Raw genomic sequence first — 26,418 nt, forward strand, 5'->3', positions numbered from 1 at the left:
ATTATTCCCCTTTCTGCCATTCCGGCTTGAGCGTTTCCCACAGGTCGTTGACCGTGGAGACGAACCATGGATCGGACCGCATCTCGGCCGTGCGGGGCCGCGGCAGCGGAACGAGAACCTCCTCGCGCACCCGTCCCGGACGCGGGCTCATGACCACCACGCGGTCGGCGAGGAACACTGCCTCGTCGATGCCGTGGGTGACGAAGATCACCGTCTTGCCGGCCTCCGAGGAGATGCGGGCAATCTCCTCCTGCAGCAGCACGCGGGTCTGCGCATCGAGGGCGCCGAACGGCTCGTCCATCAGAAGGATGTCGGGGTCGGGCGCCAGCGCCCGGGCGATGGCGGCGCGCTGCTTCATGCCGCCGGACATCTGGTGCGGAAACTTGTCCTCGAACCCGTTCAGGCGGACCGTGGCGATGAGGGCGCGGGCGATCTCGGCCCGCTCGGCCTTGGGCATGCCCTTGGCCTTGAGGCCGAATTCCACGTTCTGCTGCACCGTCATCCAGCCGAACAGGGCGTAGTCCTGGAACACGACCGTGCGCGAGGGATCGGGCTTGGTGATCGGCCGGCCATCCTGGAGCAGTTGCCCGCTGGTGGCGGACTGGAAGCCCGCGATGATGCCGAGCAAGGTGGACTTGCCGCAGCCGGACGGCCCCAGCAGCGAGATGAACTCGCCGCGCCGGATGCGCAGCGTCACGCCATCAAGCGCGATGACCGGTGCCTCGACCTTGGACCCATAGACCTTGCCGACATTGCGGATGTCGATCTGAACGTCCTCGGGGGAAAACTGGGGCGCAAGGCCCGGCGCGGCGGGAGACATGAGGGAGGCGTTGGCAAGCATGGCTATTCCTTCGCTTTCCTCAGTTGCGCTCGGAGGGGGCCCAGGCATTCACCCGCCGCTCGATCCGCTCGAGGATGGCGGACATGGCGAAGCCGACGAGGCCGATCGTGACCATGCCGGCCACCACGTTGTTGATCTGGAACAGCATGCGGGACTGCTGGATCAGGTAGCCGAGGCCGGTCTGCGCGGCGATCAGCTCCGCCGTCACGACGCACATCCAGCCGACGCCGAGAGCGATGCGCAGGCCCGGCAGGATGATCGGCAGCGAGGCGGGGATCAGCACGTCCCAGAACAGCTGCCAGGGCTTGGCACCGAGGCACAGGGCAGCGTTCATCTGGTTGCGATCAAGCCCACGCACCGCGGTGTAAGTGGCAACGAAGGCCGGAAAGACGGCACCGAGGAAGACGAGGAAGTAGGACGCCGCATCCCCGAGCCCGAACCAGAGGATGGTGATGGGGATCCACGCCAGCGGCGGGATCGGCCGCAGCGCCTCCACGACCGGCCGCACGAAATCCGACACCGAGCGCCACCAGCCGCAGACGAGACCCAGCGCCAGCCCGACCACGCAGGCGAGCAGGAAGCCGACGGCGACGCGCTGAAGGCTGGCGGCGAGATGGATCCACAATGAACCATCAAGGGCCATTTCCCACAGCGCCTGCGCCACAGCGAAAGGCGACGGCAGGAGGAAGCCGTCCACGAGGCCGAGCCCCGTCACCGCCTGCCAGAAGGCGAAGAAGGCGGCGAGCCCGAGGCCGGCACGGACCGACTTATCGGCGAGCAGCCGGCTCCAAGGCATTTTCCGGGCCGCCGAGGCCGAACTGTCGGGAACTGCCGTCATCGCGCCCGCTTCAGCGTTCGCTCCCATCGAGACATCCTCCCTCACTCCGCCAGCCGGCGGCACGTCAGTGCGATCAGCCATGTCCAAAGGCTAAGATATGTCGGTCATTTCCGTCAATTCCAGCAGGCCCGGAAATTGATGATTGATAGGGCAATAGTACTGACAAATGCGATCAAACGAGCATCAGCGCGCTCATTCTTTGGGCGCTGCGTCGGTATTTTTATCGGCTAAAACCGACGATGGACGTCGCCGACGAGATCGGACATGCTGCATCCATCGGGGGAAAGTGACAGTGACGGCGGACATCGAAGAGAAGCTGGCCCGGATCGGCATCACCGGGACTCTCTACAAGCTCTATCTGACGGCGGTGGGCCTCGGCGGCGCGTCCATTACCGAGGTGGCGGCGAAGGCCGGGCTCGCGCGGACCACGGCGCACGACGCGCTGGCGAAGCTGGAGGAAGAGGGGCTGATCCGGTTCGTCGACCACGGCAAGCGACGCTTCGTGGTCGCCCAGGACCCCGGCGTGCTGCTGGAGCGCATCGAGGCGCGCCGGCAGATGCTGGAAGACGTGATGCCGGTGCTGCGGTCCATGTACCACCACGAGACCGGCAAGCCGAACGTGCGCTTCCATCCCGGCCCGGAGGGCATCCGCACCACGCTGTGGGACACCCTTTCCGGCGGTGATACGGTGCTGCGGGCGACGCTTTCCATGAAAGAGCTGATGGCCGAGCCGGGCCTCGACGAGATGGAGCGCTATCTCACCGAGCGTGCGCGGCGGGGCATCTGGCTGCACGTCATCCGCTCGGCGGAGCGCGACATCGCCCCCATCTGGCCGTCAAGCCAGGAGCAGCGGCGCGAGCTGCGCTACGCGCCGCCGGCCCATCAGTTGGCGATGACCTGCTTCATCTACGGCAACAAGGTCGCGCTCATCTCCTCCGCCCGCGAAAGCTACGGCATGATCATCGACAGCGCAGAGTTCGCGGCCTTCCAGGCGTCCATGTTCGACGCGATGTGGAGCCTCAGCATCCCGACGTGACGAGGGGCATCATCCCTCCGTCCGTCGCAGAAGCCGCAGCGCATTGGCGGTCACCAGCACGGTCGCGCCGGTGTCGGCGAGGATGGCCGGCCACAGGCCGGTGATGCCGGCGACGGTGGTGACCAGGAACACGGCCTTCAGCCCCAGCGAGATGCCGATGTTCTGGCGGATGTTGCGCATGGTCCGCTGGGACAGGTCGATCATGCCGGCAATGTCCCGGACGCGGCCATGCAGCACGGCGGCATCCGCCGTCTCCAGCGCCACGTCGGTGCCGCCACCCATGGCGATGCCGATATCGGCGGCAGCCAGTGCCGGAGCATCGTTGATGCCGTCACCCACCTTGGCGACGATCTCACCCTGCCGCTTCAGCTCGGAGACGATGCGCTGCTTATCCTCCGGCAGAAGCCCGGCGCGCACCTCGATGCCGAGCGCGCGGCCGATGGCGGCGGCGGTGCGGGCATTGTCGCCCGTCAACATCATCGTGCGCAGCCCGCGCGCCTTGAGCGCCGCAAGTCCTGCCGCCGCATCGGCGCGCGGCTCGTCGCGCATGGCGATGGCGCCCGCCAGCGCGTCGTCCACGATGAGGAGGGACACGGTCTTGCCCTCGTCGTTCAACGCCGCGAGGCGGGCCTCCAAATCGCGATCCAGCGCCGCCCGTGTCGCGCCCGCCGCGACGGAGCCGAGGAACACACCGCGCCCCTCGACGAGGCCCGTCACCCCCTTGCCGCCCAGCGCACGGCCATCGCTCGCGACGGGAAGGGCCAGGCCTTCGGCGGCCGCGCGCTCCAGGATGGCCTTCGCCAGGGGATGGCTCGATCCACCCTCCAGAGCGGCAGCAAGGCGCAGCACCTCCGGCTCGGGCAGTGCGAGGCCGATCACGTCCGTCACCTTCGGCCGTCCCTCGGTCAGGGTGCCGGTCTTGTCGAGACAGACCACGGTGACCTTGCCTGCCGTCTCCAGCACCGCGCCGCCCTTCAGGAGCAGCCCGCGGCGCGCGCCGGCGGAGAGGCCCGATGCGATGGCGGCAGGCGTGGAGATGACCAGCGCGCACGGGCAGCCGATGAGCAGGATGGCGAGCCCCTTATAGACCCACTCGCCCCAGTCCCCGCCCAGCAGCAGCGGCGGGACGGTCGCCACCAGCGCGCCGATGACCACGACAGCGGGGGTATAGACCCGCGAGAAACGGTCGATGAGCCGCTCCGTGGGCGCACGGGCCTCCTGCGCCTCTTCCACCAGCTTCACCACGCGGGCGATGGTGTTGTCCTCGGCAGTCGCCGTGACACGCACGGTGAGCGCCGCATCGCCGTTGACGGTGCCCGCGAAGACAATCGCGCCCACGCCCTTGGTCACGGGCGCGCTCTCGCCGGTGACCATGCTCTCGTCGATTCCGCCCTCTCCCGCGACGATCTCGCCATCGGCCGCAATGCGGTCGCCCGGGCGCACGAGGATGGTGTCGCCCATCGCGAGCTGCGCCGCCGGCACTTCCACGAAATCGCCGCTCCGCGCCACCAGCGCCGTCTTCGGCACCAGCGCGGCAAGCGCCTTGATTCCGTCGCGCGCCCGGCCCGCCGCGAAGCCTTCCAGCAGTTCGCCGACAAGGAACAGGAACACGACGGCTGCAGCCTCCTCCGCCGCGCCGATGATGACGGCACCCACGGCCGCGATGGTCATCAGCGTTTCGATGGTGAAGGGCATGCCGACGGCCGCCGCGGCGAACGCGCGGCGGGCGATGGGCACAAGGCCGACCAGCATCGCGGCGATGAACAGGGGCGTCTGAACCTGCGGCAGGACGAGGCCGGCCAGGAACGCCGCCGCGAAGGCGGCACCGCTGGCAAGGGTCAGCCGCAGCTTGCCATTGGACCAGAAGCCGCCCGCGCCCATCTCCGCACCCTGGGCATGATCGTGGCCTGCGGCAGTCGCCGTTTGATCTGGATGGCCGGAATGATCGTGGCCGGCGTGGTCGTGGTCCGCGTGGGAATGGTCCGCGTGGTGGTGGCCGCCATGGTCGTGGCTCCCGAGGTCGGAACCGTGATCATGCCCGCAGCAGGCGTCATGTGCCGAGACCGGAGCCGGCGCGTGGGTGGGCTCGGTGTTCGCGAGCGCGAGGCCATAGCCCATGGGCTTCAGCCGCGCCGGCAAGGCCGAGAGATCGGCACCAGAAACGTGCCGCACGACCAAGGTCGCCGCCGCCACGGACACGCTCGCCTCCGCCACCCCGTCCAGACGGCTTGCGACGGCCTCGATCTTCGCTGCGCAGGACGCGCAATCCATGCCCGAGACGCGATAGCGGGTCTGAACCTGCCCGGCTGTCATGATGCCGCCTTTCCTTTGGTCATGGTGGCAGCCTAGATGCTCTAGTAACTAGAGGAGCAAGCCCCATGGCCCCGGTGCAGGCGCACCTCACCATCGGCGATGCCGCCCGCATCAGCGGCGTGAAGGTGCCCACCATCCGCTTCTACGAGGAGACCGGCCTGCTGCCGCAGCTGCCGCGCAGCGAGGGCAACCGCCGGCTCTATGACGACGCGCAGGTGAAGCGCCTCGCCTTCATCCGCCATGCCCGCGAGCTGGGCTTCGGGCTCGACGCCATCCGGACACTGCTGACCTTGCAGGATCGCCCCGACCAGTCCTGCGCCGAGGCCGACGCCATCGCAGGCGCCCGTCTCGACGAGGTGCGCCGGCGGATTTCCTCGCTCAAGGCGCTGGAGGCAGAGCTGGAGCACATGGTCCAGGCCTGCGCCCACGGCCGGGTGGCGGAGTGCCGCGTGATCGAGACGCTAGCCGACCACGGCCAGTGTTCGTTCCACGGAGAGACGGAGAGGGAACCGGAACCCGTTCCGCACCCGGGCGCGAAACCACGCCGGCGTTAGCTCCTATTCCGCCTCGTCGCCGGCGGTCGTGCGACCGTCGTGGGCACTGCGCCTCAGGCGGCTGGGCGAGGTTTTCGTCCAGCGGCGGATGGCGCGGCTGAAGCTGGCATTGGAGCCATAGCCCACCTCCGCCGCCACGGTCCGGATGGCATTGCCGCTGGCGGTGAGGCGCGCGATGGCCTGTTCGGCCCGCATCTTGTCGATCAGATCCGAAAGGCTCGTCCCCTCGGCCGCCAGCCGGCGCTGCAGGGTGCGCCGGCTCATGAAAGCTAGCTCGGCGATGTTGGCGAGGCCCGGCTCCGCGCCGGCCTCCATCAGGCCCGGCAGAATGGTGGTGATCGAGCCGGCCAGCGTGCCGTCGCCGCGGATCACGGCAGAACCTGCGGGGATGACGACGTCGGCAACCTGGCGTCCGTTCACATAGGGCCGGTCGAGCACCGCGTCGGAGAACACCATGGTCACGGTGCGGTTCGCCGACGGCATCACCTCGCAACCAAACTCGGCGCTCACGCCTTCCACCCCGTTGCGCGGGTGAGGCGTCAGTTCGACCCGCTCGATCAGCTGGCCCTCATGGCCCGTGCGCAGGACCACGGTGCGGATCAGCGCGGCCACATATTGTTGGACGAAAGACAGGCGCTCGCAGTCCACGGGCACGCGAAACGCGTGGCGGACCGCGCCGTTGCCGGAACCGGGCGTCAGGGTGAACAGCTCGTGAGAGCCGTGATGCAGATAGGCCCGCTCGACCTTGGTGAAGGCCTCCCGCGGCGTTCGGGAGGACATGACGATCTGGCCGAGGAGACCAAGCTCCTCGATCCCGGCATGGGCGACCATGCGGCAGGGCACGTCCTGCCCCTCCCGCGCCACGACCTCCATCAGCAGGCGGATGCCGGCCATCAGCGGGATCGGACGGTCGCGATCCTCGATGAGCCCGGCCGGCAATCCGGCGTCGAGCAGCATCTGGTCGAGCGGATAGCCGCAGTCGCGCAGCCAGACCATCAGCGGCGCGATGGCCGCGGCGCGCACCAGAGGCAGTGTCGTGGTCACGGGCGCCCTCGTCTCCGATCACAGTCTCGACCGACCTTGCTACCAGCGACCCCTAGCGGCGGCCGCCGCCGCGCAAGCCGGACAGCGACGAGGCCTGTTCACACGCTTTCGCCGTGGCGCGCAAGATCAAAACCGGCGCAGCGTGGGGAGTTGGCTTCACACCCGCGCGAACGCAGGCCCCATGACGAAACGTCAATGATTGCAACGACGCACGCGAAAACCCGCATTTCTTCAGAACGGCCCTTGCGCAAGCCGACGCCGCCGTGGCAGCGCGGCCACACCCGGCCGGGAATAGCGTGGGCGGGGCAGTTCCGCCCACGCGGCTGCGCTAGGATGGCGCGGCCGGCGCGTGACAAGACCCGGCGGGGCGCCGCGAGACGGCGCCGCTCAAGACGGGGGAATTATGGTCCGGGGGCATCAGTTCGAAACAACGGCTGCACACCGCTCGGCCGCGGCAGACGGCATGGCCCGCACGCGCCGGGGGGCGCGAACGGGATTGCGCGCCGCGCTCGCCATGCTGGTCGCGGGCGCGATGCTGGCGATGGCAGCCGCACGTCCCGTCCATGCGTCGGACCTCGGCGCGGCACCCGCTTCGCAGCCCCAGGCGGCTTCCGGTTGGCAGTATCAGGCCACCTTGTACCTGTGGGCGACCGGCATCGACGGCGACATCGGCGTCCGCCGCCTGCCGGCCATTCCGGTGGACATCACCTTCGGCGACGTGATGCAGAACTTCCAGGGCGCGGTGATGGGCAACTTCATCGCCAAGAAGGACAACTGGACCCTGTTCGCGGACGTGTTCTGGTCGCAGCTCGGCACCAACAAGAACCTGTCGACCGCCGGCCAGCCCCTCCTCGATTTCTCCCAGCGCCTGTTCATCCTGTCCGGCGCCGCCGGCTACCGGCTTCCCGTGGGCGATGCCGATTTCGACCTCTCCGCAACGGCCGGCTTCCGCTATCAGCGCCTGTCGGCCAACACGTCCCTCAGCTCCATCTTCGTGCCCTTCGCCATTTCCGAGTCGGACACCAAGGACTGGCTCGACCCGACGTTCGGCCTAGCGCTGCAATGGAAGCTCAACAAGCAGTGGTTCCTGAACGCTCTGGCGGACGTCGGCGGTTTCGGATTGCCGGCGAGCTCCAAGCTCTCGGCGCAGGGCCTCGTGGCGGTGGGCTACAACTGGAATGAATCCTGGTCGACGGCGCTCGGCTATCGGGCCCTCTACACCGATTACGAATCCATCACCTCGCCCACCCGCGACTTCCGGTACAACACCACCATGCATGGGCCGTTCATGAGCATCGGCTACCATTTCTGAGGACGAACACCGCCCCGGGTGACGGCATCCACCCGGGGCGTGCCGCTGCTTTCTCTTGCGCTGCAGCGAGACTTGGTCTAGCTAGCCCTGCCTTCCGCACCCGCATACGGCAAGGAGGCCCCGATGACCGCCTGCGGCCTCGATTTCGGCACCTCCAACACAACCCTCGGCCTGAACGGACCCAACGGCCCGCGCCTCGCGCGGCTGGAAGGCACCGCGGATACGCTGCCGAGCGCCATCTTCTTCCCCTGGACCGGCGCGCCTCTGGTGGGCCGCGCCGCCATGGCCGCCTATGTGGGCGGCGAACAGGGCCGCCTGATGCGGGCCTTGAAATCGGTGCTCGGCACCTCCCTCATCGAGGAGACGACGCCGGTCGGCCGCCGCCGGCTCGGCTTCAAGGGCGTCATCGGCGAATTCCTCGCCGAGGTGAAGGCCCGCGGCGAGGCCGAGGCGGGCGGAGCGCTGAACGCAGTCGTCCTCGGTCGACCGGTTCATTTCGTGGACGGCGATGCGGACGGTGACAAGCGCGCCGAGGAGACCCTGGGCTCGATCGCCCGCGACATCGGTTTCACCGCCCTCTCGTTCCAGTTCGAGCCCATTGCCGCCAGCCTCGACTACGAGCGGCAGGTGGCTGGCGAGGAACTGGCGCTGATCGCCGATATTGGCGGCGGCACCTCGGACTTCTCCATCGTGCGCATTGATCGCGGCCACCAGAACCGCGCCGACCGCGCCTCCGACATCCTCGCCAATGAGGGCGTGCGCATCGGCGGCACGGATTTCGACCGGCACCTGTCGCTCGCCGTGGTGATGCCGCTGCTCGGCCATGGCAGTCCGCTGAAGCGCAAGGGGCTCGCCATGCCCGCGGCGCTCTATCACGACCTCGCCACCTGGTCGGCCATCAACCGGCTCTATGACGGGCGCACCGCGCGCTCGATCCGCGAGCTGGAGCGCGCCGCGGCGCGGCCGGAGCTGGTCTCCCGCCTTGCCCGCGCGGTGGAGGAGGAGCGCGGCCACGGCCTCGCCCTCGACGTGGAGGCGGCGAAGATCCGCGTCGCGGAGGACGGCGACACGGTGCTCGATCTCGCGGTGCTTGAGGCCGGGCTTTCGGTCGGCATTTCCCATGACGATCTCATCGCCCATACCGGCCTCCTCGCCGAGCGCATCGCCGGGCGCATCGCGTCGTGCCTTTCGGCGGCGGGGCTCAAGGCGGAGGCCATCGACGCCCTGTTTCTCACCGGCGGCTCGACCCGGCTGGCCCATGTGCGCGCGGCCATCTGCGCCTGCGTCCCCCAGGCCCGGGTGATCGAAGGCGACACCTTCGGTTCGGTGGGCACCGGCCTCGCCATCGAGGCGGCGCGGCGCTACGGCGGCTAGGGGGTTCGCGCCGCCCACAGGTTGCGCGGACCCTCCCAACGGCCATGCTTCCCTTGGGCGCGCGGGCATGCTGTTCTCTCCTCCGGACGGCGGCGATGACAAAGACCGGCCGCAGGAGGAAACATGAGGTATGCCATAGCCTTGGGCCTCGCGCTCGCCGCGACGGCCCTGTCCGCGACCACCCCTGCCGCCTATGCCCAGACGCCGGCCACACCGGCCCCGGCGGTTCAGGCGCCGCAGCCGCCCCTCACCGGCACGTGCTCGCAGCAGCGGCTTTGCCAGCTCAAGAAATTCTACGAGGTCGCCAACTTCAGGATCGGCGGCCGCTATGACCTGTCGAGCCCAGACAAATGGGTGAACGGCGGGGAAGGCGGCACCACGCTGGAATCCCTCGGCGGCGGGCCGGTGAAGACCGCCTACATCGCTTTGGGGACGCCGAAGCGCAACGCCGCGGGCGAGATCACCAACGCCGTTGTGGTGAACTCCTTCTATTCCGGCGACGCCACCGACATGTATGCCCAATGGGTGGAGGGCACGGCGCTTTCCGGCGGCTCGGTGATCGGGCCGGGCAAGCCCATCGACACCGACCAGTATTACGTGGTGCTGGTGGACGCCCTGGGCCTGTGGGGCACCAGCAAGCCCTCGGAAGGGCTTGGGCAGAAGTTCCCCCAATACAGCTACCAGGACATGGTGCAGGCCAATTACCGGATGCTGCGCGACCATCTGAAGGTGGCCCGCGCCTCCCTCGTCACCGGCGTCTCCATGGGCGCCACCCAGACCTATGTCTGGGGCGTGATGCATCCCGACTTCATGGACGGCCTGATGCCCATCGGCGGCACCAGCCAGTCGGACGGCGAGGACCCGGTCGGCAACTGGACCTTCCAGCTCATGTCGGCCGCCATCGAGAGCGACCCGCAGTGGCGCGCCACCGGCGGCAACTACTACAACCTGCCCAAGGACAAGCACCCCAACCAGGGCGTCGCCTTCGGCTGGTCGATCCTCAACCTCACCGGATTCGACTTCCAGCACCGCTCCCAGCAGGACTGGTCGACGGTGCAGCGGGATGTGTTCTACTGGAACCCGCCCAACCCGCAGGCCGGCGCCTCCATCGCCGCCCGCTCGCTGCTGTTCGATGCGGTCGACCTGCTGTGGCGCAACCGCGCCGGCGAGACCTACAACATCAATGCCGAGCTGAAGCGCATCAAGGCGCGCACCCTCGTGATGCACATCGAGAACGACCAATGGCTCACCTTCGACCGCGCCAAGCGCACGGTCGAGAAGGTGCCCGGCGCCGACTTCGTGCATGAGAAGAGCCCGGTCGCCCATTACGGCGTCTTCCCCATTCTGAAGAACCGCCAGTTCGATCCGACCGTCGCCGCCTTCCTCGGCGACGTCTCCCGCCTCACCCGCAATCGCGAGATGGCCGCGAAGACCTACCGCACGCCCTCGGTCGCGGCCGACATCACCCCCGACAAGTCGTTCTGGAACAGCTTCGTCACCTATCCCTTCCCGGTGAAGAAGACCAAGGCGAAGGACAGCCGCGGTGTCGAATGGGACATCGGCTACATGGACGAATATGCCGGCACGGCCGCCGATCCGGATGTGCTGGTCATCGTCCACGGCAAGGGCGCGTTCGGCGGCCACTACGGCAACATCATGCGCATCGCCCTGGAGCGCGGGCTGCGCGTGATCGCCGTGGACATGCCCCATTACGGCATGTCCGGCCCGGGCAACCTCGACAAGAGCCCCGCCCGCACCCTGCAGGACATGCGCGACGTGCTGCATGAGGTGGTGGTGAACCAGCTGAAGGTTCCGAAGGCCGCCTATCTCGGCCATTCCATGGGCGGGCAGATCGTGCTCGGCTATGCCCTCTCCTGGCCCGAGGCGGTGACCAAGCTGATCCTCGAAGCACCGGCCGGTCTTGAGGAATATCCCCGCGAGGTCACGATCGCGCCGGGCAAAAAGCTCGATTTGTTCGATCCCGCCTTCGCCCACGATTTCGACGCCTGGAAGAAGGCGTGGGACCAGACCGGCCTGCGCGAGCGGGAGAAGAACCTCACTGCCCAGCAGATCGATGACTTCTACCACTTCCGCAGCCGCGATCCCGTCACCGGGGCGGTGACGCCCCAGCGCAGCGGCTACTTCCTGCGCGACAGCGAATATGCCCGCCTGCACACCGCCCAGCGCATCGGCATGATCAAGGGCGATCCGCGCGAACTGCAGCAATGGGTGGATGTCTTCACCTTCGACATCTATTCGATGGTGGCGGAGCTGCAGGAGAAGGATCCCAAGAGCCTCTACAAGCGGCTGACCGAGATCAAGGTGCCCATCTTCCTCGCCTTCGGCGACAAGGAGCCCTTCATCCCCGGCACCGCCTTCAACGGGCTCACCGATCTCTCCCGCCAGCTCGTCCTGCCGTTCATGCGCCGCATGAACACGGCGGGGCGCGACGTGCAGGTGAAGATCTATCCCGGCACCGCCCACTTCATCCACACGGACGAGCCGGTCGCCTTCGCCGAGGATGTGGTGGACTTCGTGGAGACCGGGCGCGTCCCGACCGGCGCGCCAGCCACCATCGACCGCCTTATCCACGGCGCCCCCGCCGCTGCGGAGGCCGCCCCGGCCAAGGCTGCGGCACCGACCGGCCTGAACAAGTAGGCGCCGGACGAAACCGCGGGCTTGCGCTCCGATATCTGAGCGCAAGCCTTCCCCGCACGCCAGAAGGAGGCCTCCATGCAGACGCTCAACGTGAACGGCCTTCGCCTCGCCTACCGGGAATGGGGCGCGGGGGACACGACGGTCCTCTTTATCCACGGCAATCTCGCCAGCAAGGAGTGGATCGAGCTGGCGGCGCCCCACTTCCCGCGCGGCGTGCGCACGGTGGCGGTGGACTGGCGCGGATGCGGTGACAGCGACAAGCCGGCGCCCGCCGCCGACTTCTCCAACTATTCCATCGCCCAGCATGCCGACGACATGATCGCGGCCCTCGATGCGCTCGGCATCTCCTTCTGCCACCTCGCCACCCACTCCACCGGCGGCATCATCTCCACGCGCATGCTCCTGAAGCAGCCGGACCGCTTCGGCCGGGTGTTCTCGCTCTCGCCTGTCGGCCCGCAGGGCATCGACTTCCCGCCCGAGCAGTCCGCCTTCTTCGGTCAGATGAAGGAGAGCCTCGACCTCACCCGCCAGATCATGGCCGCAACCGCGCCCAGCCTGTTCGTGGACGAGACGCTGGCAAACGCCCCCGCCCGCTTCATTCCCGATGCCGGCCCGCGCGCCGGCCTGTTCGACAAGATTGTCGATCAGGTCTGGGCGGTCTCCGACGGCATCTGGTTCGGCACGCCCGACACCCTCACCAAGGAGGCGAAGAGCGGCGAGCTGAAGGGGAAAATGGCCTCCATCCGCCATCCCCATCTCGTGGTCTGGGGGACGCGCGACGTGGTGATCAAGGAAGCGGACCTGAAGGAGATGGCCGCGCTGATGCCTGATTGCCGCTTCGTCGCCGTGCCCGGCATCGGCCATTCCATGAACCTGGAGGCACCGGAGCTTTATGCCGGCTATTTCGGCGCCTGGTTCGGCGGGCTCTGAGCCTGCCGAACTGCCTCCAACAGGTGACGTAACCGGAACTTGACCAAGACGTCGGAGGTGGGGTTCAAAGGCAGGGGGGCGCCGGATCATCCGGAGACCGGTCGCGGGCGATGAACGCCCGACACACCGGGCCCTGATGCCCGCCGATTTGGAGTCCGCAGCCCATGTGGGACCGCCATCCGATCCGGCTCTCGCTCGTCCACATGCTGCCGAAGGTCGCCGACGTCCGGGGCGTGCCGCTCGCGCCGCTGTTCGGCCGGGCCGGGCTTGCCGATGCGACGCCCCGTGATTGCGATGAAACTTCGCTCGGCGGCGATCGCGTCGTAGCCCGCGGCCAGATCTCGACCCTGCTATTCCACCTCGCCCGGCGCAGCGGCGAGGCCACCATCGGGCTTGATCTCGCCGATGCCGCCGACCCCATGCGGCTGGGCCTTGCAGGTCGCGCCCTCTTCGCCGGCCGCACCCTGCGCGACTGCTTCTCCGCCCTTCACCACCAAATGCCGGACCTGCAGGGCGGCGTCTCGGTTGCGATCGAGGAGCGCGACGGTGTCGCCCTCTGGCGCCATCGCCTCGCCGACAGCGATCCCGAGCACGCGCAGGTGCTGAACGAGGGCATCGGCGCCTTCACCCTGCGCGCGCTGCGCGCCATCGCGGGCGCGGAGGCCGGGCCGGTGCACCTGCGCTTCGCCCATCGCGCCAAGGCGCCGGCAACGCTTTACGAGGATCGGCTCAATGCCGGCGTCAGCTTCGGCGCGGGCGACGGCATCGAGATCAGGTTCGATGCCCGCTGGCTCGACCAGCCCAACCTGCTGTTTGTCCCGTCTCCCGAAGGCACCGCGGCCAACCTGCCTCCCGCGCCCGTGTCCTTGGGCGACGACGCCCTCATCGCGATGATCGAGGCCCTGTTCGACAGCACCGCTCTCACCGGCACCCTCTCCCTCGTAGATACGGCCCGCAGCCTCGGCCTCTCGCCCCGCACCCTGCAGCGGCGACTCGCCCGGCTGGGTACGTCCTACGAATTGCAGCTGGACAGCTGGCGGCATGCACAGGCGCGGCTCTATCTCGGCGGATCGACGACACCGGTCGCGTCGGTGTCGCGCGCCCTGGGCTATGGCCATCCGGCGCATTTCGTCCGCGCATTCCGGCGCTGGGAAGGCCGCACGCCCCTCGCCTTCCGAACGGCCGCGCGGATGGACCGCTGAGCTTTCGTGGCGCCAAATGGCAATTGAGAAGCCCCCGCCCCTGCCGCTAGAGCAAAAGCCGGCTAAGACCGTGGCATGCGGGGGACATGAACGGGCCCAGGCCGAGAGCGGAACGGTCGCTGGCGGAGAGGTCATGGACGGGCAGAGCTGCACCGTCGCACATCAGGGGACTGGCTCCGTCGAGGACGCACCAGCCGCGGCCGGCGATCCGGAGATGATCCGGATCGCCGGCGGACTGTTCCGCATGGGCTCGGACGATCATTATCCGGAAGAGGCTCCCGTCCATCAGGTGCATGTGGATGCCTTCCTCATGGATCGCACCCCCGTCACCAACCGTGCCTTCGCGCGCTTCGTCGCCGCGACGGGCTACGTCACGGTCGCCGAGCAGACGCCCCGCGCGGAGGACTATCCCGGCGCCGACCCCGACCTGCTGGTGCCCGGCTCGCTGGTATTTCGCATGCCCATCGATGCAGGCGATCCCGACGACTGGACACGCTGGTGGCAGTTCGTGCCCGGCGCCTCGTGGCGCCACCCGCAGGGCCCCGGCAGCGATCTTTCCGGCATCGAGGACCATCCCGTCGTCCACGTCTGCCATACCGACGCCGCTGCCTATGCCGCATGGGCCGGCAAGGCGCTGCCCACGGAAGCGGAGTGGGAATTCGCCGCCCGTGGCGGGCTCGAGGGAGCAGCCTTTGCGTGGGGGGACGAACTGGCGCCCGACGGCGTCCACCGCGCCAACACCTGGCAGGGGCGCTTTCCAGTGGAGAACCTCGCCGAGGACGGCTTCGTCGGCACCTCTCCCGTAACCGCCTTCCCGCCCAATGGCTACGGCCTCCTCGACATGATCGGCAATGTCTGGGAGTGGACCGACGACTGGTATCGCCCGCGCCATCCCGCTCCCGCGGCGAAGGCCTGCTGCCTGCCCCGGAACCCGCGCGGCGGCGCGCTCGAGGACAGCCTGGACTGGGTCGCGCCCGGTCTCGCTTTGCCGCGCAAGGTGCTCAAGGGGGGCTCGCACCTGTGTGCGCCCAGCTATTGCCGCCGCTATCGGCCGGCCGCGCGCCAGCCGCAATCCGTCGATACGGGCTCCACGCACATCGGCTTCCGGTGTGTGCGTCGCCTCACCAGCTGACGAGGTTTCAAGTGACCGATCGGACCGAGAAGACAGAAGAACAAGCGCCGAGCCGCCGCGACGTGCTGGCGGGCAGCGCGGGCTTCCTCGCAGCCGTTGCCGGCCTCTCCCTGCTCGCCCCCGGGGCGCGGGCGCAGGGCGCGACCCGACCGCACATCCTGTACATTCTCGCCGACGATCTGGGCTTCGCCGACGTGGGCTTCCACGGCTCGGACATCAAGACGCCGAACCTCGACCGCCTCGCCGCCGACGGAGCGAAGCTCTCCCAATTCTACACCCAGCCCTTGTGCACACCGACCCGCGCGGCGCTGATGACCGGGCGCTATCCACTGCGCTACGGCCTGCAGGTGGGCGTGGTGCCTTCCGGCGGCACCTACGGGTTGGCCACCGACGAATTCCTGCTGCCCCAGGCGCTGAAGGAGGTGGGCTACCGCACCTCCCTCGTCGGCAAGTGGCACCTCGGCCATGCGGATAGGAAATACTGGCCCCGCCAGCGCGGCTTCGACAGCTTCTATGGTCCGCTGGTGGGCGAGATCGACCATTTCAAGCATGAAGCCCATGGCGTCACGGACTGGTATCGCGACAACACGCTGGTGAAGGAAGAGGGCTACGACACCGAGCTGTTCGGCGCCGAGGCGGCGCGGCAGCTCAGCGCGCACGACCCCAAGACGCCGCTCTTCCTCTATCTCGCCTTCACCGCCCCGCACACGCCGTTCCAGGCACCTCAGCGCTATCTGGACATGTATGCGCACATCGCCGATCCCTCGCGCCGGGCCTATGCGGCGATGATCACCGCCATGGACGAGCAGATCGGGAAGGTGGTCGCGGCGCTGGACGCGCGGGGCATGCGCGATAACACCCTCATCGTCTTCCACTCGGACAATGGCGGCACCCGCAACAAGATGTTCGTAGGCGAGGGGGCGCTGGCCGGCGACCCGCCTGCCAGCAATGCCCCCTATCGCGACGGCAAGGGCTCCCTCTATGAAGGCGGCACCCGCGTCGTGGCGCTCGCCAACTGGCCGGGCCGCATCAAGCCCGGGCAGGCGGATGGGGTGATGCATGTCGTAGACATGCTGCCCACCCTGGCGAAGCTTGCGGGCGCGGACCTCAAGCAGTCGAAGCCCCTCGACGGCACGGATGCCTGGGCGGCGCTGGCGGCGGGCGATCCCGGCCGCGGCGAAGTCGTCTACAACGTGGAGCCCACCACGGGCGCCGTACGCGACGGCAAGTGGAAGCTCGTCTGGCACGTTCTCCTGCCGCCGAAGGTGGAGCTGTTCGACCTCGACGCCGATCCGGAGGAGAAGACCGACCTCTCGGCCCAGAACCCCGCGAAAGTGGCCGAGCTGAAGGACAAGGTGGTCGCCCTCGCCCGCACCATGGCGCCGCCCCTGTTCTTCGCCACCGCCCTCAAAGCCACCCTCTCCGCCCCGCTCGCGACGCCCGACGCCGCGCTCTACGAGCTGGAGATGCAGGACGATTGAGACGTTGCCGCGGCTAGTGGGCTGAAGATCGGACCTTCAGCTCCGCTCGGCCGTCGGAAGCACGATCTCGGCGCAGAGGCCGCCGCCGGGGCGGTTGGCGAGGGTCAGTTCCCCGCCATGGGCCTTGACGATGCTGCGGGCAATGGCGAGGCCGAGGCCGATGCCGCCGGTCTCGGTGCTGCGCGAAGGTTCCAGCCGCACGAACGGCTGGAAGGCCTCCTCGAAGCGATCTTCCGGCAGGCCCGGCCCTTCGTCCTCGACCCGGATGGAGACCGCGCCCGCCCCCGTCTGGCCCACGGTGACTTCGGCGCGGCGCCCATAGCGCACCGCATTGTCCACGAGATTGCGCAAGGCGCGCCGCATGGCAACCGGCCGACATGGAAGCAGGACGCGAGCCGCCATCGGGTCCGCCATCCGGGCATCGGCGCCGACGCTGGCGAACTCCTCCACCACGTCCGCGCACAGATCCTCGATGTCCACCGTCCGGGTCTCCTCGCTGGTCGCTTCGGCTCGGGTGAAGGCGAGGGTCGCCTCGCAGATGGCGACCAGTTCGTCGATGGTGGCAACGATGTCGTTGCGCACCTCCGCATCGTCCACGAACTCCGCCTTGAGGCGCAGGGTGGTGAGCGGCGTGCGCAGGTCATGGCTGATGGCGGCGAGCAGGCGCATGCGGTCGCGCACGAACTGGCTGAGCCGCTGCTGCATCGTGTTGAAGGCCTGCGTCGCCGCCGCCACCTCGGAGGGGCCGCGCACATCGAGCGGCGGGACGCTCTCGCCCCGGCCGAAGCGTTCGGAAGCGTCGGCGAGGGAGCGCAGGGAGCGGGTCTGGAAGCGCACGCAGGCCACCGTCACCAGCGAGACGGCCAGCGCCGAGATGAGGAAGGAGAGCACGATGGGCCGGCTCCAGATGCCCGGCAGGCCCACCACCGCATCCACATGCAGCCAGCGCTGGCCCGACAGCGGCACGCTGAGCGCCACCACTCCGAGTCCCGGCCGCAGCGGCTGGCTGGGGCCGCCCGTGCCGCGGCGCAGCCAGGGAAAGTCCTCGCTGCTGCGCTCGGGGCAGCGGCGATTCCACAGGCCGTCGGTATCGATGTGAACAGCCGGCGCTCCATTGCCGACGCCGTGCAGGCGCCGCGACAGGAGGCGGGCGAGCCCTTCCTCCGTGGAGGTCATCTCGTGCGGGTCGGGCGGGTCAGCGGAAACCCAGGCGCAGGTGCCGCGCGTGGTGAAGGCGCCGGCCAGACGGTCGGCCTGTTCCTGCGGCATGGATTCGATGAGGCGGGTGAGCGTCACCGTCTGGCTGAGCGCCTGCCCGCGCACGATGCCCGCCACCACCGCGTCGTGCTCGTTCTGGAGCACCAGCACCAGGAGCACCTGCGCCAGCGCCAGCGTCGCTACCAGAAGCAGCACCAGCCGCCCGGCGAGGCTGCCCGGCCAGAGGAACCGCAGGAGCCACTTCAGCCGCCCGCTCACGCCTCCACCTCCACCGGCGCGGCGAAGACGTATCCGTCGCCCCACACCGTCTTGATGAGGGTGGGATTTTGCGGGTCGCGCTCGATCCGGCGCCTCAGGCGGCTCACAAGGTTGTCTATGCTGCGGTCGAACACCTGGGCCGGACGGCCGGCGGTGATGTCCAGAAGCTGGTCGCGCGACAACACCACCGAGGGGCGGGTGACGAAGGCCAGCAGCAGGCGGAACTCGGCGCTGCCGAGCCGCACCTCGCTGCCCGTCTCATCCAGCAGCAGGCGCCGGCCAGGATCGAGCTGCCAGCGGTCGAAGCGATAAAGCGCGGGATCGCCCTGCTGCCCCCGCGCCGGCCCCTGCGCTCGCCGCAGGATCGCGCGGATGCGGGCGAGCAGCTCGCGCGGATTGAACGGCTTGGTGACGTAATCGTCCGCGCCCAGTTCCAACCCGACGATCCGGTCCGTCTCCTCCGCCACTGCGGTGAGGAGCACCACGGGAATGTCGCTCGCCTGCCGCAGCTGGCGACACAAAGTGAGCCCGTCCTCGCCCGGCATCATGATGTCCAGCACCACGAGGTCGAAGGTGCCGGTGCGCATCTGCTGGCGCATGTCCACGCCGCCGGATGCGACGCTGACCCGAAACCCGTTCCGCGTCAGGTATTTGGCCAGGAGTTCGCGGATCTCGCGATGATCGTCGACGACGAGGATGTGCGGCGTGCGTTCCATATTGCCGTGGGGCTGCTGTTCTCTGGGGAGTGGACGCCGGGCGTGCCGCCAATTCCCTTCGATGCGACTTGAGCCGACAGGCGGGCACCGGGCCACTGTGAAATTGTATCCAACTGTATCAGCACCGCCACGTGGGACGAACATTTACGAAGCGACCGCTGCGGGACAAATTTTCCGGACGCGGATGAGGCATGAACATCCGCAGCGAACCCGAAGCCAGACCGCCCCGCGCGTCCAGCCAGCACGCTCAGGTTTCGTCTGGAGTTGCAAAGATGTCGTTTGCCGCCGTGCGCCGCACGCTGATCCTTCTCCATCGCTGGATCGCGCTGATCCTGACGCCCATCTTCCTCGTCATCATCCTCACCGGCGCGGTGCTGTCCTTCCGGCCCATCGTGAACAGCGGGCAAGGGCCGCGGTCGGGAGCCACGCTAGATGTGGCGGCCCTGAGCCAGCTCGTCGGCGCCATCGAGAAGGCCGGGCAGCCGGGCGGGATCAGCGTAATAGAGGGTGGCCGCGCGCTCCAGGTCATGGCCCAGGACCCGGCGGTGGCCGGCCGCTGGGACATGGCCAGCGGCGCTCACACGCCCGCCCCCGCCGGCGGCATCGACATCTTCCGCACGGCCGAGGGGCTGCACAAGACGCTCCTGCTCGGCCTCGGCATCGTGGTGGAGGTGGCGAGCTTCCTGATGCTCGGGATCATGGTGGCCGGGCCCTTCCTCGCCTGGCTGCGCTTCCGCAACAGTTTGATGGGCTGGCACACCGCCATGGGCTGGCTCCTGCTGCCGCTCACGCTGACCTCGCCGGTCACGGCGGTGATGCTCTCGCTCCATATCGGCACCGGCTCGCGCCCCGAACTGCCACGCACCAAGCCGCCGGTGGCCATCAGCCAGGCCCTCGCCATTGCCGGGCGCGATCTCGATTTGAAGCGTCTCGCCGGAGCCCGCCGGTTTCGCGGCGGCACGGTGATGCTGCAGATTGCGCCGGATGCGACGGGCGGGAACGGGGGCGGCTTTGTGGTCACCGATAGCGGCGTCACGCCGCTCGTCGGCGGCCCGAGCCTCGTCAAGCAGATCCATGAGGGTACCTGGGGCGGGGCGTGGTCGGGCGCCATCAATTTCGGAATTTCTCTGGTCCTTCTGGGGCTTACGGTTACGGGCCTCTGGTCCTGGGTCCGGCGCAAGGCCCGCAACCGGGTGCGGCCGGTGGCGGCGGGCGGCGATATCCTCGTCGCGCACGCCAGCCAGACCGGCACCGCCACGCGTCTGGCGGGGCTGGTCTTCGAAGGACTGATTGCGGGCGGGGAGAAGGCGACGCTCGCGCCCATCGGCGCGCTGAAACCGGCCGAGATCGCCCGCTTTCCCCTCGTCCTCCTCATTGCGTCCACCACCGGCGAGGGCGAGGTGCCGGACGGCACCCGTGCGCTGCTCAGGCAGCTGAAATCAAGCGATCTCAAGGGGGTACGCTTCGCCGTGCTCGCCCTCGGCGACCGCAGCTACGCCCATTTCTGCGGCGGTGGCCAGCGCCTGAAGGCGGCGCTGATGGCGGCGGGCGCGGTCGAGGCGCTGCCGCTCCGGGAGGCCGATGGTGATCCCTCCGGCGCCTTCCTCGGCTGGGTGGACACGGTGCGCAGCGAACTTGCGCTGAACTGCAAGATTGCCGGCCTGCCCGCGGTCCCGCCGCCGGTCGCCCTGACCGTCGCCGACCGCCAGCGCCTCGATGTGCCCGGCACCGGTAACACCCAGGAAACATGGAAGATTTGGCTGGAAGGGACGCAGGACATCGCGTTCCGGCCCGGCGATCTGGTGCGGATCGCGGCGGGTGCCGGGGAGCGGCCGCGCTCTTACTCGGTCGGCAGTTCCAGCCGTGTCGATCCGCGCCGCATCGCCCTTACCGTCCGGCTCCATGAATGGACCGCAGAGGACGGCGCGCGACGGCTCGGGCGGGTCTCCGGATTTCTGTTACGTGAGGCAGAACAAGGCGTTACGGTCGAGGCCCGGCTTGATCCGCATCCCGGATTCAATCCGCCGACCGACCCGCGATGGCCCATCGTGATGATCGCCGCCGGCTCGGGCATCGCCCCCTTCCCCGGCTTCATCGAGGAGCGCCGCGCCTCGGGGCGGGCGGGGCCGGCGTGGCTGATCTTCGGCAACCGCCATCGTGACGGCGATTTCCTGTGGCGCGATGTGTTCGAGGAGGCCCTCGTCGATGGCACGCTAACCCGTATGGACACTGCATTCTCGCGCGATCCCGACGACGGTGCGCGGGTGCAGGACCGGCTCCGGGAGCATGCCCCGGAGGTATTCGAATGGCTCGTTGAGACCAAGGCCATCGTCTATATCTGCGGTCGGCGGGCCATGTCGGACGCGGTGCTGGAGGCCCTTGCGGAGGTGCTGGTGACGGAGGGCGGGCTGAAGCCGGAGGCCGCGCGGGCGGAGATCGGGCAGTGGGTCGCCGAGGGGCGGGTCCGCGTGGACACGTTCAACTGATGCCCCATAGTGGCGCAGTTTCACCGGGTGTCAGGTGGGTGTCAGGCCGGCATTCAGGTGCAGGTTCAGTGTCGAGTTCAGTGTCAGGTTCAGATTCGGGGCGGGAAGGCAGGTTGCGCGTGCATCGTTCAGACGGCCAATCAGGCCCGGCGACCCCCTCCCCCGCCGGCGGCTCCCCGCGCAGACCCCTGCGGGCCGCCGTGGGCAGCCTTGCCCTCGGGGTGCTGACGGCGCTGACGCTCTCCGCCTGTGCGGTCGGGCCGGAATACGACACGCCAGCCGTGACCCTCCCCGGCCACTGGGGAGCGAGCGCGAAGCGGGGGGAGCCGGCCCCTAAGCTCAAGGCGTGGTGGCGGCGCATGGGTGATCCCATGCTCGATGCCCTCATGGCGGAGGCGGTGGCCGGCAATCTCGATGTCGCCACCGCGAAGGCCAATGTGCGGGCCGCCCGCGCCTCCTACCGCCAGCAGGTGGGAACGCTGTTCCCGCAGGTCACCGGCAACGCGTCCGGCACACGGGGCGACAGCGGCGGCGGGGTGAGTCCCAATGGCGACATCACCGTGTCCAACGGCTACGGCCAGTATCAGGCGGGCCTCGACGCCAGCTGGGAGATCGACCTGTTCGGCGCCAACCGCCGGGGGGTTGAGGCGGCGGCCTACAATGTGGATGCGGTGGTCAATGACCTCGACGCCGCGCTGCTGACGCTGGTGGGCGATGTCGCCTCCTATTATGCCGACGTGCGCGGCTACCAGGCGCAGATCGCCCTCGCCCGCCGCACCGCCGCCTCGCAGAAGGAGACGGAGGCGCTGACCCGGCGCAAGCTCGATGCGGGCGCCGCCTCGGCCGTGGACCTCGCCAACGCCTCCGGCCTCGTCGCCTCCACCGAGGCCAACATCCCGGAGCTGGAAGCCTCCCTCGCGGCGGCCATCCACCGCATCTCCGTGCTCACCGGCCAGCCGCCGGCGGCGCTCATGCTGCGGCTGTCGCGCGTCAAGCCCATCCCCACCCCGCGCCTGCCGGTGCCGCGCGGCATTCCCGCCGACGTGCTGACCAACCGCCCGGACGTGCGGGCGGCCGAACGGCAGCTCGGCCAGACCACCGCCCTCATCGGCCAGGCGGAGGCGAACCGCTACCCGTCCATCAGCATCACCGGCAACATCGACACCACCGGCTCGCAGCTCGGCAATCTCGGCCGCGCCTCGTCCATCAGCTGGGCGTTCGGGCCGACGCTCACTGTGCCGATCTTCACCGGCGGCCAGCTCAAGGCGCTGGTGGACGTGGCGGAGGCCAACCGCGACGTCTCCTTCATCGCCTACCGGGCGAGCGTGCTGACGGCGCTGGAGGACGTGGAGAACGCCTCCGTCTCCCTCTCCCAGCAGCGCCTCAAGACCGGCAAGCTGACCATCGCCGTCACCTCCTACGGGGAGGCGGCGCGGCTCTCCCGGACGCTCTACGAGAACGGCTCCACGAGCTTCCTCGACGTGCTCACGGCCGAGCGCTCGCTCTATTCCGCGCAGACCCAGCTCATTCAGAGCCGGGTCGCGACCACCAAATATTACATCGCCCTCAACAAGGCGCTCGGCGGCGGCTGGGACGGGGTGGTCGACACCTCGAAGCCCGAGGTGGTGGACCAGAACACCGGCCCCCACTTCGCCCGCATCGTGCCGCCCGCGAGCAGTGACGGGAGCGCCCGACCGTGAATGCCCTGCCGCCCCTCGACGAAACCCGCACGGCGCCGGCCGCCGGCGCGACCCGCACGAAGAAGAAGCCCCGCCGCCGGCTATGGCGCTGGGGACTGCTCGCGCTCCTCATCGCCGCCGGCGCCTACGGCTACAGCCGCTACACCGCCCCGGTGCCCGGCACCGGGCTGATGACCGCGCCCGTCACCCGCGGCAATCTGGAGGAGACGGTGCTGGCCTCCGGCACGCTGAAGCCCTCCAACCTCGTGGCGGTGGGCTCGCAGGCCTCGGGCCGCATCCTCTCCATCAAGGTGAAGCTGGGGGATGAGGTGAAGAAGGGCGACCTCATCGCCCAGATCGATTCCGTGACCCAGGAGAATTCCCTGCGCACCGCCGAGGCCGCCCTCGCCAACACCCGCGCGCAGAAGGCCGAGAAGGAGGCGACCCTCGTCCTCAACGAGCAGACGCTGGCCCGCCAGAAGACCATGGTGGCTCAAAAGGCGGTCTCGCAGGCGGATTTCGAGGCGGCCGATTCCGCAGTGAAGGTGACCCGCGCCCAGCTCGCCGCGCTGGATGCGCAGATCATCTCGGCGCAGGTGGCGGTGGACACCGCCCGCGCCAATCTCGGCTACACGCAGATCACCGCACCGGTGGACGGCACCGTGCTCGCCCTCGTGGCGCAGCAGGGCCAGACGCTGAACGCCACGCAGACCGCGCCCACCGTCGCCATCCTCGGCCAGCTCGACGTGATGACGGTGCGCGCCGAGATTTCCGAGGCCGACATCATCAAGGTCGCCCCGGGAATGCCCCTGTGGTTCACCGTGGTGGGCGCGCCGGACGAGCGGCACAATGCCAAGCTCGGCTTCATCGAGCCGGCGCCGGAGAGCCTGAAGAGCGACAGCAGCTTCTCCACCACCAGCAGCAGCTCGTCGTCGTCCTCCTCGTCCTCTACGACGTCGTCGGCGATCTATTATATCGGCGTGTTCGACGTGCCGAACCCGAAGGGGCGCCTGCGCACCTACATGACGCCCGAGGTGCACATCATCCTCGGCCGGGCGGAGAACGTGCTCACCGTGCCCTCCACCGCGCTGGAGCGGGCCGGCAAGGGCTGGCGCGTGCGCGTGCTGCATGGCGACGGCACGGTGGAGCGCCGCCCGGTGGAAGTCGGCCTCAACGACAAGGTGACGGCGGAGATCCGCTCCGGCCTCGCGGAGGGCGAGCGGGTGGTGACGGGCGAGGCCGTGGGTGGAGCGCCCGGCGGGAGCGCCGGCGGCCCGCCGCGGCGGCCGCCGCCCATGGGCGGGCTGTAGGATGGGGACCGCGGCATGAACGCCCCCAATCTAAACGTCTCCCTTGCGGTGCCCTCGGCGGAAGCGGGCGCGGCGCCGCTCATCCAGCTCAAGGGCGTGTGGCGCGAATATCCCTCTGGCGAGGGCACCATTGCCGCGCTCAAGGGCCTCGACCTCGACATCGCCCGCGGCGAGATGGTGGCCATCGTCGGCGCCTCGGGCTCCGGCAAGTCGACGCTCATGAACATCCTCGGCTGTCTCGACCGGCCCACCTCCGGCAGCTACCGGGTGAGCGGCAAGGAGACGGCGGCGCTGGAGCCGGACGAGCTGGCCGCGCTCAGGCGCGAGCATTTCGGCTTCATCTTCCAGCGCTACCATCTGCTCGGCGAACTCTCCGCTTTGGGCAATGTGGAGATCCCCGCAGTCTATGCCGGCGCCAATGCCGAGGCGCGGCGCGAGCGGGCCGAAGCCATCCTCGCGCGGCTCGGCATGGCGGATCGCACCGGCCACCGCCCGGGGCAGCTCTCCGGCGGCCAGCAGCAGCGCGTCTCCATCGCCCGCGCTTTGATGAACGGCGCCGACGTGATCCTCGCCGACGAGCCCACCGGCGCGCTGGATTCCCGCAGCGGCGCCGAGGTGCTGCGCATCCTCGACGAGCTGAACGCGGAAGGCCGCACCATCATCATCGTCACCCACGACATGAAGGTGGCGGAGCGGGCCCAGCGCGTGATCGAGATCCGCGATGGCGAGATCGTCGCCGACCGCCCTTCGGCCGCCGCCCGCACCCGCATCGTGAGCGAGCCCAAGCCCGCCGCGGCACCGGCCTCGCGCCTCGCGCGCTGGCGAGCCTTCGGCGACCGGCTCTACGAGGCCTTCATCATGGCGCTGCTGGCCATGAACGCCCACCGGCTGCGCACCTTCCTCACCATGCTCGGCATCATCATCGGCATCGCCTCGGTGGTGTGCGTGGTGGCGCTGGGCGAGGGCTCGCGGCAGAAGGTGCTCGCCAACATCTCCAGCCTCGGCACCAACACGCTGGAGATCTTCGCCGGCCGCACCTTCGGCGATACCCGATCGGGCAAGATCACCACGCTGGTGGTGGCGGACGCCGACGCCCTCGCCCGCCAGCATTATGTGGCGGCGGTGACGCCCACCGTGTCCAAATCCACCACCGTGCGCTTCGGCGGCACCGAGGCCAGCGCCCTCATCAACGGCGTGGGCGACGGCTATTTCGCCGCCAAGGGCGTGCGGTTGACACAGGGCCGGCTGTTCGACGCCGACAGCGTGCGCGCCCGCACCCTCGAGGCAGTGATCGACGAGAACACGCGCAAGACCCTGTTCGCGGACGTGCCCGGCGGGCCGCTCGGCAAGGTGATCCTCATCGGCGACGTGTTCGCCCGCGTGGTGGGGGTGGCGGCGCCGCAGCAGGGCGGGTTCGGCTCCAGCCAGAACCTCTCCGTCTACCTGCCCTACACCTCGGTGCAGTCCCGCTTCGTCGGCTCCAATTCGCTGCGCTCCATCACCGTGAAGGTGGCCGACGACGCGCCCATGGATGTGGCCGAGCAGCAGGTGACGCGCTTCCTCACGCAGCGCCACGGCACCAAGGACTTCTTCATCATCAACACCGACGACATCCGCAACACCATCACCGCCACCACCGAGACCATGACGGTGCTGATCGCGGCCATCGCCGTCATCTCCCTCATCGTCGGCGGCATCGGGGTGATGAACATCATGCTGGTGTCGGTGTCGGAGCGGGTGGGCGAGATCGGCGTGCGCATGGCAGTGGGCGCGCGGCGCAGCGACATCCTCAACCAGTTCCTCATCGAGGCGGTGCTGGTGTGCCTCGTGGGCGGCGTCACCGGCATCGCGCTGGCGCTGGGGTTCGGGGTGCTGTTCGCCTATTCGGGCTCGAACTTCACGCTGATCTATTCGGCGAGCTCCATCATCGCCGCCGTGGTGTGCTCCAGCCTCATCGGGGTCGGCTTCGGCTATCTCCCCGCGCGCAATGCCTCGCGGCTCGACCCGGTGACCGCGCTGGCGCGGGACTGACGCGC

The 26,418-nt window shown here is 69.0% G+C and carries 19 protein-coding genes; 13 read left to right on the forward strand and 6 right to left on the reverse strand.

Features of this window, described 5'->3' with window-relative positions; genetic code table 11:
• Position 1: 1 nt before the first annotated feature.
• Both FHT36_RS08305 and FHT36_RS08310 read right to left on the reverse strand, forming a co-directional pair.
• Positions 2-841 carry an ABC transporter ATP-binding protein gene (locus FHT36_RS08305; RefSeq protein WP_169122004.1) on the reverse strand — a complete coding sequence of 280 codons (840 nt, stop codon included), beginning with the start codon at positions 839-841 and terminating at the stop codon, positions 2-4.
• Positions 842-860: 19 nt separating this feature from the next.
• Complete coding sequence (locus FHT36_RS08310) at positions 861-1,637, reverse strand: ABC transporter permease (protein ID WP_246702085.1); 777 nt, start codon at positions 1,635-1,637, stop codon at positions 861-863.
• A gap of 334 nt (positions 1,638-1,971) precedes the next feature.
• Here FHT36_RS08310 and FHT36_RS08315 point away from each other — a divergent pair, with 334 nt between their 5' ends.
• Positions 1,972-2,715 (forward strand): TrmB family transcriptional regulator, encoded by a 744-nt coding sequence (locus FHT36_RS08315; RefSeq protein WP_229645477.1) that lies wholly within the window; start codon positions 1,972-1,974, stop codon positions 2,713-2,715.
• A gap of 9 nt (positions 2,716-2,724) precedes the next feature.
• On the opposite strand, the gene FHT36_RS08320 is transcribed toward FHT36_RS08315, so the two are convergent.
• Positions 2,725-5,028, reverse strand: coding sequence for a heavy metal translocating P-type ATPase (locus FHT36_RS08320; protein ID WP_169122007.1), 2,304 nt, complete (start codon positions 5,026-5,028; stop codon positions 2,725-2,727).
• 65 nt (positions 5,029-5,093) lie between these two features.
• Here FHT36_RS08320 and FHT36_RS08325 point away from each other — a divergent pair, with 65 nt between their 5' ends.
• Positions 5,094-5,582, forward strand: coding sequence for a helix-turn-helix domain-containing protein (locus FHT36_RS08325; protein ID WP_169122008.1), 489 nt, complete (start codon positions 5,094-5,096; stop codon positions 5,580-5,582).
• Between the two features lie 3 nt (positions 5,583-5,585).
• Here the strand turns inward: FHT36_RS08325 and FHT36_RS08330 are convergent, their stop codons facing one another.
• Complete coding sequence (locus tag FHT36_RS08330; protein WP_169122009.1) at positions 5,586-6,626, reverse strand: AraC family transcriptional regulator; 1,041 nt, start codon at positions 6,624-6,626, stop codon at positions 5,586-5,588.
• A gap of 463 nt (positions 6,627-7,089) precedes the next feature.
• On the opposite strand from FHT36_RS08330, the gene FHT36_RS08335 reads away from it, so the two are divergent.
• From FHT36_RS08335 to FHT36_RS08365, 7 genes are all read left to right on the forward strand, one after another.
• Positions 7,090-7,938 carry an outer membrane beta-barrel protein gene (locus FHT36_RS08335; RefSeq protein WP_169122010.1) on the forward strand — a complete coding sequence of 283 codons (849 nt, stop codon included), beginning with the start codon at positions 7,090-7,092 and terminating at the stop codon, positions 7,936-7,938.
• 123 nt (positions 7,939-8,061) lie between these two features.
• Entirely contained in the window at positions 8,062-9,312 is a 1,251-nt protein-coding gene (locus FHT36_RS08340) for an Hsp70 family protein (RefSeq protein ID WP_169122011.1), read from the forward strand.
• Between the two features lie 123 nt (positions 9,313-9,435).
• Positions 9,436-11,970 (forward strand): alpha/beta hydrolase, encoded by a 2,535-nt coding sequence (locus tag FHT36_RS08345; protein ID WP_169122012.1) that lies wholly within the window; start codon positions 9,436-9,438, stop codon positions 11,968-11,970.
• A gap of 75 nt (positions 11,971-12,045) precedes the next feature.
• Positions 12,046-12,900 carry an alpha/beta fold hydrolase gene (locus FHT36_RS08350; protein WP_169122013.1) on the forward strand — a complete coding sequence of 285 codons (855 nt, stop codon included), beginning with the start codon at positions 12,046-12,048 and terminating at the stop codon, positions 12,898-12,900.
• A gap of 164 nt (positions 12,901-13,064) precedes the next feature.
• The gene (locus FHT36_RS08355) at positions 13,065-14,102 is read left to right on the forward strand and encodes an AraC family transcriptional regulator (protein ID WP_169122014.1); all 1,038 of its coding nucleotides are present in this window, start codon (positions 13,065-13,067) and stop codon (positions 14,100-14,102) included.
• 133 nt (positions 14,103-14,235) lie between these two features.
• Positions 14,236-15,234, forward strand: a complete 999-nt coding sequence (locus tag FHT36_RS08360) for a formylglycine-generating enzyme family protein (protein ID WP_407077062.1) — start codon at positions 14,236-14,238, stop codon at positions 15,232-15,234.
• Between the two features lie 11 nt (positions 15,235-15,245).
• Positions 15,246-16,715 (forward strand): arylsulfatase, encoded by a 1,470-nt coding sequence (locus FHT36_RS08365; RefSeq protein WP_169122015.1) that lies wholly within the window; start codon positions 15,246-15,248, stop codon positions 16,713-16,715.
• A gap of 36 nt (positions 16,716-16,751) precedes the next feature.
• On the opposite strand, the gene FHT36_RS08370 is transcribed toward FHT36_RS08365, so the two are convergent.
• Positions 16,752-18,191, reverse strand: a complete 1,440-nt coding sequence (locus FHT36_RS08370) for an ATP-binding protein (RefSeq protein WP_348644399.1) — start codon at positions 18,189-18,191, stop codon at positions 16,752-16,754.
• Positions 18,188-18,907, reverse strand: coding sequence for a response regulator (locus tag FHT36_RS08375; protein WP_169122016.1), 720 nt, complete (start codon positions 18,905-18,907; stop codon positions 18,188-18,190). Before FHT36_RS08375 ends, FHT36_RS08370 begins: the two co-directional genes overlap by 4 nt.
• Before the next feature lie 272 nt (positions 18,908-19,179).
• Here FHT36_RS08375 and FHT36_RS08380 point away from each other — a divergent pair, with 272 nt between their 5' ends.
• From FHT36_RS08380 to FHT36_RS08395, 4 genes are all read left to right on the forward strand, one after another.
• Positions 19,180-21,393, forward strand: coding sequence for a sulfite reductase flavoprotein subunit alpha (locus FHT36_RS08380; RefSeq protein WP_169122017.1), 2,214 nt, complete (start codon positions 19,180-19,182; stop codon positions 21,391-21,393).
• Positions 21,394-21,593: 200 nt separating this feature from the next.
• Entirely contained in the window at positions 21,594-23,093 is a 1,500-nt protein-coding gene (locus FHT36_RS08385; RefSeq protein WP_348644400.1) for an efflux transporter outer membrane subunit, read from the forward strand.
• Positions 23,090-24,382 carry an efflux RND transporter periplasmic adaptor subunit gene (locus tag FHT36_RS08390; RefSeq protein WP_407077063.1) on the forward strand — a complete coding sequence of 431 codons (1,293 nt, stop codon included), beginning with the start codon at positions 23,090-23,092 and terminating at the stop codon, positions 24,380-24,382. The genes FHT36_RS08385 and FHT36_RS08390 overlap by 4 nt, the downstream gene beginning before the upstream one ends.
• Positions 24,383-24,397: 15 nt before the next feature.
• The gene (locus FHT36_RS08395) at positions 24,398-26,413 is read left to right on the forward strand and encodes a MacB family efflux pump subunit (RefSeq protein WP_210257621.1); all 2,016 of its coding nucleotides are present in this window, start codon (positions 24,398-24,400) and stop codon (positions 26,411-26,413) included.
• Positions 26,414-26,418: the final 5 nt, after the last annotated feature.

It is taken from the genome of Xanthobacter sp. SG618 (genome assembly GCF_012932745.1).
In the GTDB taxonomy this organism is placed as follows: Bacteria; Pseudomonadota; Alphaproteobacteria; order Rhizobiales; family Xanthobacteraceae; genus Xanthobacter; species Xanthobacter flavus.

Excerpts from the sequence above, each read along its gene's own strand:
- FHT36_RS08380 (WP_169122017.1), top strand. The coding sequence starts at position 19,180 with ATGTCGTTTGCCGCCGTGCGCCGCACGCTGATCCTTCTCCATCGCTGG.
- FHT36_RS08375 (WP_169122016.1), bottom strand. The coding sequence starts at position 18,907 with ATGGAACGCACGCCGCACATCCTCGTCGTCGACGATCATCGCGAGATC.
- FHT36_RS08325 (WP_169122008.1), top strand. The coding sequence starts at position 5,094 with ATGGCCCCGGTGCAGGCGCACCTCACCATCGGCGATGCCGCCCGCATC.
- FHT36_RS08345 (WP_169122012.1), top strand. The coding sequence starts at position 9,436 with ATGAGGTATGCCATAGCCTTGGGCCTCGCGCTCGCCGCGACGGCCCTG.
- FHT36_RS08395 (WP_210257621.1), top strand. The coding sequence starts at position 24,398 with ATGAACGCCCCCAATCTAAACGTCTCCCTTGCGGTGCCCTCGGCGGAA.
- FHT36_RS08320 (WP_169122007.1), bottom strand. The coding sequence starts at position 5,028 with ATGACAGCCGGGCAGGTTCAGACCCGCTATCGCGTCTCGGGCATGGAT.
- FHT36_RS08310 (WP_246702085.1), bottom strand. The coding sequence starts at position 1,637 with ATGCCTTGGAGCCGGCTGCTCGCCGATAAGTCGGTCCGTGCCGGCCTC.
- FHT36_RS08340 (WP_169122011.1), top strand. The coding sequence starts at position 8,062 with ATGACCGCCTGCGGCCTCGATTTCGGCACCTCCAACACAACCCTCGGC.
- FHT36_RS08350 (WP_169122013.1), top strand. The coding sequence starts at position 12,046 with ATGCAGACGCTCAACGTGAACGGCCTTCGCCTCGCCTACCGGGAATGG.
- FHT36_RS08335 (WP_169122010.1), top strand. The coding sequence starts at position 7,090 with ATGGCCCGCACGCGCCGGGGGGCGCGAACGGGATTGCGCGCCGCGCTC.
- FHT36_RS08355 (WP_169122014.1), top strand. The coding sequence starts at position 13,065 with ATGTGGGACCGCCATCCGATCCGGCTCTCGCTCGTCCACATGCTGCCG.
- FHT36_RS08360 (WP_407077062.1), top strand. The coding sequence starts at position 14,236 with ATGGACGGGCAGAGCTGCACCGTCGCACATCAGGGGACTGGCTCCGTC.
- FHT36_RS08305 (WP_169122004.1), bottom strand. The coding sequence starts at position 841 with ATGCTTGCCAACGCCTCCCTCATGTCTCCCGCCGCGCCGGGCCTTGCG.